This window comes from Anaerococcus degeneri, from assembly GCF_017874475.1.
Taxonomy (GTDB): Bacteria; Bacillota; Clostridia; order Tissierellales; family Peptoniphilaceae; genus Anaerococcus; species Anaerococcus degeneri.
On record NZ_JAGGLO010000021.1, the window covers coordinates 1 to 8,967 of the forward strand.

Genomic DNA, 8,967 nt, shown 5'->3' on the forward strand with positions numbered 1-8,967 from the left:
ATTGCCAGTTTTTTGTGCCCAGCCTGTATTTGGTGTTACACTTGGAGCTGTTAAACTTACTTCTTCATTTTTTAGTACCCAGTAGGTTTTTGTTGCTCCGTCTGCTATTGTTCCGTGCTTACCTGCTGAAAAGTCTACTTTTACGTAGTCGGTGTCGCTTGGATCTGATGTTAATACTTTTTTCTTGTACTTAGCTGTTACTGTTAGGCCACTTGCACCGATTGCTTCAGTGTCTGCTTTATCCCAACCTGTGTTTTTGTAACCATCTTCTGGTGTTACGCCTGGTTTTGTAACGTCTTTTAGGGTTTTGCCTGCTTTTGGGTTTACCCAGTAGGTTGTTGTGCCAGATAGTGTTCCGTGGGCGCCTGCTTCAAATGTTACTTCTACATAGCCTGCTGGTTTATCTTGACTGCCTGGAATGATGTCATCTATTTTAATAGCGTTGGCATATATGATTGTTCCAGCATTGATTTCTTCGCCTGCTGATATTGACCATGTTGGGTTTTTGTAGCCTATTTTTGCTTTTGGTAGTGTTGGGAAGGCTCCTTTTGGTATTTTCGCTCCCTTTTTGATGTCTTTTATTATTTCATCAAAACCTTCTACACCAGTACCTGCCTTGAAGGTTACTCTTACATAGCCTTCTGGAGTTTGGTCACCCGCTTTTGGGTTTAGGACGTCTGGTGTTGTTGTTAGGGTGATTGTACCACCTGTCTTCTTGTCATAAGATTTTTTTATCTTGTAGGTGGACTTTTTAGTGTTTCCTAGTTGTACTTGACCATTTTCTTCGCCTTCTACTGTGAGGGTTGGACTAGTTCCTGGATAGCTTAAATCTAGCTCGTCAATTTCCGGATTATCTCTTAAGTTTGCACTATATTTGCTTGAGTCTATTTCAAATGGTAGGTCAACGCCTGTGTTCGAATCACCTTGGTGCTTGTCCGCACCATCTATAGATAGCTTGCCCTTTAGTTTTCCATCATCATCCCTTAGTGCTTCTCTGCCATAAGGGTCTTGGACTTTGACTTTTATTTCAGGATTTATGATTTGTGAATATCCCTTTGGTAAAGAGAGGCTTTTGTCTACTGGATTTGACTTTGTAGTACCAGTTTCACCTTCTACCACTGTATTTGGAGCGTTCGTTATTATAGCATTCCATTTTCCTGATCCCAAAGAAACTGGAATGTCTACAATCGCCTTAGCCCTTACCTTATTGCCTACTATCTCTCTTCTATTAATTGTAATAGTTTTCTTATAAATTATGTTATCCGATCCCGTACTGGTAAATTGTACATCAATATCAATGGTCTTAGGCAAAAGATCCACATCAAAATTACCGTCATCAAGGCCTTTTAAAGTCAACTCTAAATCAATGGTTTGTTTTATTGTAGCGCCTGACCTAACCCTTTCACTAACTTTTAAATCTGCTATCTCAATGCCGACGTTTTGAATTTTTTCATTATTTTCTGGAGATTTGTCTTCTTTTTCATCTCTATGGGCATTATTATTATCTTCCTCAGCATTTCCCTTAGTAGGATCCTCATCAGCTTCAACTACAATCTCAACTCTTACCTTCTCATCTTCTTTGCTTGCATCATCATACTTGATTGTAAGTTCAACGCACTGGGTTCCTTCAGTGCTGGTGTCTATTTTTTCACCCTCATAGACAGCTCTCGCTCCCTCTGGGAGATTTTCTATGGCAAGGCTTGGGTCGACACTGTCTCCTACTTTAACTCTCAAGGTCTTTGTTACAATTTGAGTTTTTTCTTCTTGTTCATCGGCCTTTTCTGGGTGTATTTCTTTTGTGTCAGTATTAGAATTTTCTATTTCTATTCTTGTTTCATTAATCTCAGATCCAGAGTTTTCCTCATCCTTTTTTAAGCTTGTTATATTATTATTAGAGACAGAATTTTCTTCATTCTTTTCTGTCGCTTCCGAAAGCTCTATTTCAGAACTACCGTCTTCATCAGCTTTTGCTGTTTGACTACTTAACACAAATGAAATTGATAGAATAGCTACCAATAACTTCTTATTTTTCATTCGTTCTCCCTATGTTTATCTTCTTTAAATCATTAGAATAATAGACTTAGGGGGATACCCCCCCTAATCTATTCTATAATCTCTGTATATGGGTTAGTTATCTTGTAATCGACTTCACCTGGTTGACCAATTGTACCTACTATATCTACAACATCTCCTTTTTGTAGCTTGTAATCATTACCATTTACATCTTTGAATATAAGTTTATATCTTTTAGGTGTACTAGCTTCTAAAATAGCTGTTGCTTTTGGAGTAGGTTTGTTGCTTGACAATAATTGGAAATAATTATCACGTGGATAAGTATTAAGGTCAGTACCTTCAGCATATACATTTACAGTTATTTTTGTATTTTCATCTTTTGGTGTTATCCTTACAAAGCTCTTGCCTGCTGTCATTTTATAAATCATCATTTCTGTTTGGTCAATATAGATGAAGCTAACTGGGCTTTCTTGTTCATTGCCAAACTTATCTTTCGCCTTGACTTTGATATTGGATACAGTCTTATCAAAGGCAAGTTTTTGGACTGTTAGGTTCGCAGTATCTTTAGATTCTTCCTTAATTTGACAGCTTATACCATTTTGTTTATAAGTTATTGTTATATAACCTTCTGGAACTTCATTAAATACCACGTCCAGGTCAGCCCATCTTCTCCATCTCTCAGTCAAGGCATTTGCTTTGTTTTCCTCAGCCATTGGCCCTGTGAGGTCTGGTGTAAATGGATCAGAGTCAGTTGTTATTTTGTTTGGTTCTTGAGCTCTAATTACTATTTCTTTGCCTTCTAGGTCTGCTATTGGTACGTTGATTGTTTGTTCAGTTCCAGGTATTCTTTCTGCACCATCTGCTGGGATTGTGTAGGTTCTACCAGTATCTATAAGCTCACCTGTTTTAGGGTCTCTTGTAAATACTGTATAAACTGTACCAGCTGTTGATTTATCTAATACACTTGGTTCTGGAACTCTGAATATAACTGGGACATTTCTTTCATTAGTTAGTTTGCCTTGTCTGATTTCTTTTACCTTATTAGAAGATAATCTTTTCTTGACAACCATAGTATCTGATCTTTTAGTTTCTTTTTCACCAGCTTTGATAATTGATGTTGCCACATACTTATCGCCTTCCTGTAATGGAGATGTTGGACTTAGAACTATAGTTCCGTCATCTTTTTGTACCCAAGAGATATTTGATGTTGTTACAGTTGGTTCGGTTCTATATTTTACTGGTTTTTCATCCAATGGTTGATTTGGCTGCGGTACTAAGACTAGCTTATTACCATCTGGAAGACTTATCTCAAGTTCTGATAGACGTCTTTCTGGTATTTTTATAAATACCTTGTTATCTTCTTCTGGTTTTGGATATAGTGAGTCTGCTACATAGGCTTGAAGGATTGTTGGTGGTACTACGTTAAATACGTAATTTGTAACATCAATTATATAACCTGTTGAATCGAAATATCCTAGTTTTGCAGATTCGTTAGTATGAGGAGCAACTCCATTAGGGTATGTGCTTGAAGTATGTTTTCTAGCAGTTGCTGATGAGAAGGCATCAGGATTAGATCCCAATTCTATCCATTGGGTCTTTCTACCCCAGTGGATAGGTTTTTTATTTTCATCAAACTTTGGCTCCTCAATCTTGATTCCATATTTTTGCCACTCAGTATTACCTGCATTGAATGCATCTATTTGTTCTTGTTTTTTAAGTTCTACTATGATGTAGGACATCCTACGGCCTTGCTCGTCATAACCTGGCAAATTATCCCAAGTCATACCATTTGGATCATACTCTTTGATTGTACCTTGGATTGGATAGTAGGTTGCTCCGTCTGCTACAACCTCGTAGCCGAATGTTCCTACGGCTGGACGACCGATTAGGGCGAATTTTAGGTTTTGTGTGTAGTTAGGGTCTTCCGGTATTTGATTACCAGCCTCGTCTGCCCATGTCTTACTTGCTTTTACGGTGAAGTTTTCCTTCCATACTGCATATAGGTCTAGACCTTTATCCTTGTCAAATTTGTAATCGTAGTTTATAACTTTTGCCTTGGTGTCTACTTGACCATTATCAGCAAGTTTGAAACTATCACCATCTCTTAGGTAGAGGTCTTTTGTTGGGCCATCTCCTGTGATGTTTATATCTGGCTCATAGGCATCTTTATTTCTTGAGAAACCTACTAGAGAATAACCTTCTCTTCTAAATCCGTCTTTGAACCCATCAACATTTCTTAGGCTCTTAAGTTGAACTGATATTTTTGATAAGTCGGACTCGCTACCCAGTTTCTTAACCACTTCGTCAGATAGGTATTGTTTATCTACAGTTTCTTGCATACCTTCTTTATTTATATCAGCATCAAAGTTTGAGTGGATTCTAATAGATGGAACTCCATAAACCGCATATACTGTAATAGACCTATCTACTGGTGTCTTGTCTGTAAAGATATAAGTCTCATCTGATTGTAAATAATCAAGATTCTTCGCTTCTTCTAGTTTTGCAAATTTTTCTGTAATATATATTGCAGAACCTTCCATCTTTTTGGTTGTCCATCCTAGGAATGAAAGGCCCTCTTTAATTGGAGTAGGGTCATTAGGATCTGCTGTTGGGAATTTTCTTAAGTCGAGTGCGTCACCCTGTAAGTCATTTCCCATATTATCTTTAAGGACTCTATTCTCATCATTAAAACCATTTGCTTTATAGTCAGTTTCTGTTGAGAATTTCTTGTTTAGTGGAAGTATCCTTTTTACTGGATCAGTTTCCATAGCCCTTTTTACCTTATAACTATCTTGCTTGCTATTTGGATTAGTATAACCTTCAAAGGATTTTATAGGATTTCCCTCTTTTTCTTCATACTTTCCTTCATTAAGATCAAATGTAACTACTGATTGAACCTTGCCTATAACAGAGTCAGATGAAACAGCCGACTTTAAATTTACTTCATTAGTCCTTGGTCTAACTCTCCTGTCTTGATCAGCTTGATTATAACGGAAGGCTCTTGCTATAACTGGTGAGTCTTTTTTTAGTCTATCAGCCTTGTCTATATCTTCTGAGTACCTGTATAAGTCCTTGCCTGTTTCAGGGTAGGTCTTGTCATTAACCACATACTTAGCATTATTCGCAGCTGAAAGTGATGTAGGAGCTTCCATAAATTTGAATTTGCCACTTGTTGTGTCGAAGTAAGATATATCAACAATTTGGTTGTTTAGGTAGGTGTAGCCTTCTATTTTGTAATCAGTATCAAATACATCATCTAAGGATGGCATGTATTGAGTTCTGTCAAGGAGGGTTGATGCCATAGATTCTGTTCCAACCAAGGCTCTTGGACTATAGGATGTAGTTGCGTCATTTTGACCAAATGAGGCAATTTCTTCGTCATTGATATAAATCCTACCTGAATTTCCCTTAAGATTTCCACCATATCCAGCATATAAAGTAATTAGAGAGTCTTTTGGGATTTTTACATCAATTAAAAGTTTGCTGGTATAGGTTTTATTCCTATTTGATAGGGTGAAGCTTGTATCAGCATACCTACTACTTATTGCATCACCACTTGAATATACAGCCAAGTCACCTGCTAAAGGTAGGTGGGCAAGCTTTATAGCTAGAGTTTTTGCTTCATTTTGTTGTCTTCTATCAGCCCCTTCTGAAGGAGCCTTATCAAATACAATTTTTACAGTGCTATTTTTACTAGCAACAATATCCTTTTTTGTTTTAACACTAACAGTATCCATACCAAGGCTGTTATCTAAAACCATAGCTGAGTGGAAGTTTAGAGGAAGTAGTTCTGGTTTGAACTCATTTCCATTATCATCTTGGATAGTTGGATATAATTTTTTCAACTTGTCTGTGTAAACATTAAGTCTTGTCACTGTATATTGTGAACCTGTTATAAGAGATGATTGGTTATTAACAAAACCATTTGTTCCACCTGTTGTTGTTACAACCTTCTTTCCATTTTTAGCCTTATAGCCATTAGGAGCAAAAAGAACATATGCCATGTCCCCATCGATATTTACCTGATCCCTAGAAAAACCAGTAACATTTCCCATAATGTTTATAGCAGCAGCGCCTGATGTGGTTGAAGGTTCGATGTAGCCTATAAAGCCATTTTCATCTTCCTTTAAGGCATCCAAAAGCCCCTTGTTAAAGGCAAGCCTGTAGGCCATCAAATCACCATCGATAGAATAATCAGCATTTCCAGTTGCCCCGGTTGAACCCTTACGCCATTGACTTGCTATATACAATTGGTTTGTGTCTGGGTGGTAGGATACACTTGTTTGGCTTGCTTGAATATCTGGTGTGTCTTCTCGACCTCCATATGGTCCACCATAGTTTATTAGAGACGGAAGTAAATTTTTCCTGAAATTTGTTGCATTACTCTTAGGTACGCTTGTTACAGAAGTATAGGAGTTGTATCCCTCAAGAATAAGGTTGCTATTAGGATAAGCTCCTAGATACTTTGTGTACACTTGTTTGCCATCTTTATTTAAAATACGAGATTGGACAGTAGTATCTATTTTGTCAAGATCTTCCCTCTTTGTGTTTATAAGGAAAAGCTTAATAGGTGTGTGGTGAACATTTCCACCCAAGAGGCCCTGAACCATCTCCGAAAACAACATTATTTTATTCTGATCGGTATCACCTGATTCGAATTTTATTCTCTTTTTCATATAGCCATTATAGTAATATGACTTGTTCCAGTCAATTCTATCAGCAAGGCCTTTGGATACAAACAAATCCATCTTTCTCCAAACAAATGAATCCGCTCTTGTTCCCCAAGTGAACTTCAAATCCAAAATCAAATTGCCATCACCATCTTCATGATAGCCATCATAATTTAGCTGAACAGTTTGATAAGGCTCTGATGGTATACTTACGGCTCTAAGTTTTTTATTGCTACCAAGTTCCCACTTTACAGCTCCCTTGTTGGATACAGATTCCTCATCCCAATTAGGATACTTATAGTAGGATTCATCTGTATTTTGATCAAAGTATGTAGTCCCCTTATCCTCGACATTTGCTAGGGGGGATTGTGCATTCTCACCACCGGCAAAAGCTGTAATTGACGAAGAAGCTAACATAGCTATGGCTAAAAGTGAGCTTGCTAATCTCATCTTCATATTTCTTTTATTCATACATTCTCCTTTTATTTTTCTATGACCACTTATGTAATAGTTTTAGTCTTCTGTGAACTTTGATAAAATTTAAGCTTTAAAAAATATAAAAAATATCAAAATCATAAAATCTTACAAAACTAAATGGTCAAAATTTAATTTGTTATCAAACCAACTAAGAATTATTAATAATATGCCAAATTTCAATCTAGTACTTCAAAACTTTTTCTATTTTTTAAGTTTTTTACCATGCTTTGTATAATTATAAATTCTGCAAGTATTTATTTGATATCGATTCCGTTTCTTTGTAATTTAATTTCCCTTTGATAATATAATATAAAACTCATTTAAAGTTGGGAAAATTCCCTTAAAGCCTTATATTCAATCACATACCTCCTTGAGTTTTTTATAATTGGCCTAGGCGGTTTTGACCTAAACCATATTGTTGGCAGCTTTTCGTGCTAGATTTTAGTGCCTATCCTTGGTCACTATGGATACAAAGATAAAAATCCTTGATGAGATTTCTTTTTTTTATATCCTATATTTCATCTGGATAAGATTTTCCCTTTACTTGCTAGTAAAAAAATCAAAATTCCCAAATATGATCCTAGCGTCTTGGGTTGGACTAGTATGGGAAAAATATCTAGCTTTGAGACCTGTCATGGTAAATTCTATCGTCTTGGCTTATTAACCACAATTTGCATGAATAACGGAAAAATGTAAGTATAAAAATCACTTAAAATCAATCGATACCGATACCTTTACACATTTTCAGCCATGACAAGAATATTTTATATGAAGGTTTTCCTTTTTTTGTACTTTACTGTGATGACTTATACGCAAATTATCTATGAATTTGTATGATTAATATACTTTTTTCAACTATTAAAAACAAATAATTAGACTTGAATATGACCCCCAAAAAATAAATCTAAAATATCCTTGTAATGATAATTGATATTATTTTCAATTTCTCTGTATTAATATGTATTAATTGTGTGTTACACCTTATCTTTTTGTAATTTAGGAATAATTATTCATCTCAAAATATTTTCTTGACAAATTTTTAGCAAAATTCATTTTTTAACTTTAATATAATTTATTGCCAAATAAAAGCTTTTCACCTAAATTTCACTAATATATACCTTCTTTAATTGATTAAACTTTTAACGAAATTTATATTATCATGGACTTAATCTCGAGATGAATATTATTGGAATTTGTACCTCTTCGAATATTCTGGCTCTTTATTTGCGGGATTCCTCACATTGCTCGGCATGAAAATTTGGTAGATTTTGCTAAGGTCGTCATTTTATGTAGGTCCTCCCTCGCTTCGACCGTAGTGGAGAAGTCTCTGGACGTCTTTGTATAATTATTATGATAAGGGAATCTAGAAAATTTTGCTAGGGTGATCTTTTTATTTACGTCTTCGGAATGTATGAGTAGAGCTAAATATAAGTTGGTGTAGTAGGTCTCTGTCGCACAGAGTCGAATGGCTTGCTATCAGTCGGGACGAGAGTTTGGGGCACTCTTTCTCATCTCCACCGGGTGTAGAGGCTTGCCCGTCTGGCTTTAGGAAGACCCTCCACGCGAAGTCCTAACCCTATTTCGTTAAAAATAGCTGGTAGGACAGATTTGCCCTAGCGGCCGAGAGCGTGCAGTGGCTGAGTAGTCTCGAAAATGACCGATGCGCTTTGATGTCTTACTTTTATCATTGTCATAGTATATAATATCCTCTTGAGGCCTTTGGCCTCTCGCTTAGTTTTTCGGACTCAGCTTTGCTTCGTCTCGAAAATGACCGATGCTCTTGCACACCTTACTTTTACTCATTTTA

The 8,967-nt window shown here is 36.3% G+C and carries 2 protein-coding genes; both read right to left on the minus strand.

The features are described from left to right. Window positions 1-2,034, minus strand: a 2,034-nt coding sequence (locus tag J2Z38_RS10325; protein WP_209775208.1) for a Rib/alpha-like domain-containing protein, incomplete at its 3' end; no start/stop codon positions are given. Window positions 2,035-2,102: 68 nt separating this feature from the next. Then, the gene (locus J2Z38_RS10330) at window positions 2,103-7,154 is read right to left on the minus strand and encodes a hypothetical protein (protein WP_209775210.1); all 5,052 of its coding nucleotides are present in this window, start codon (window positions 7,152-7,154) and stop codon (window positions 2,103-2,105) included. Between the last annotated feature and the right edge of the window lie 1,813 nt (window positions 7,155-8,967).

Coding starts and splice junctions, on each gene's coding strand:
- J2Z38_RS10330 (WP_209775210.1), bottom strand. CDS start 7,154: ATGAATAAAAGAAATATGAAGATGAGATTAGCAAGCTCACTTTTAGCC.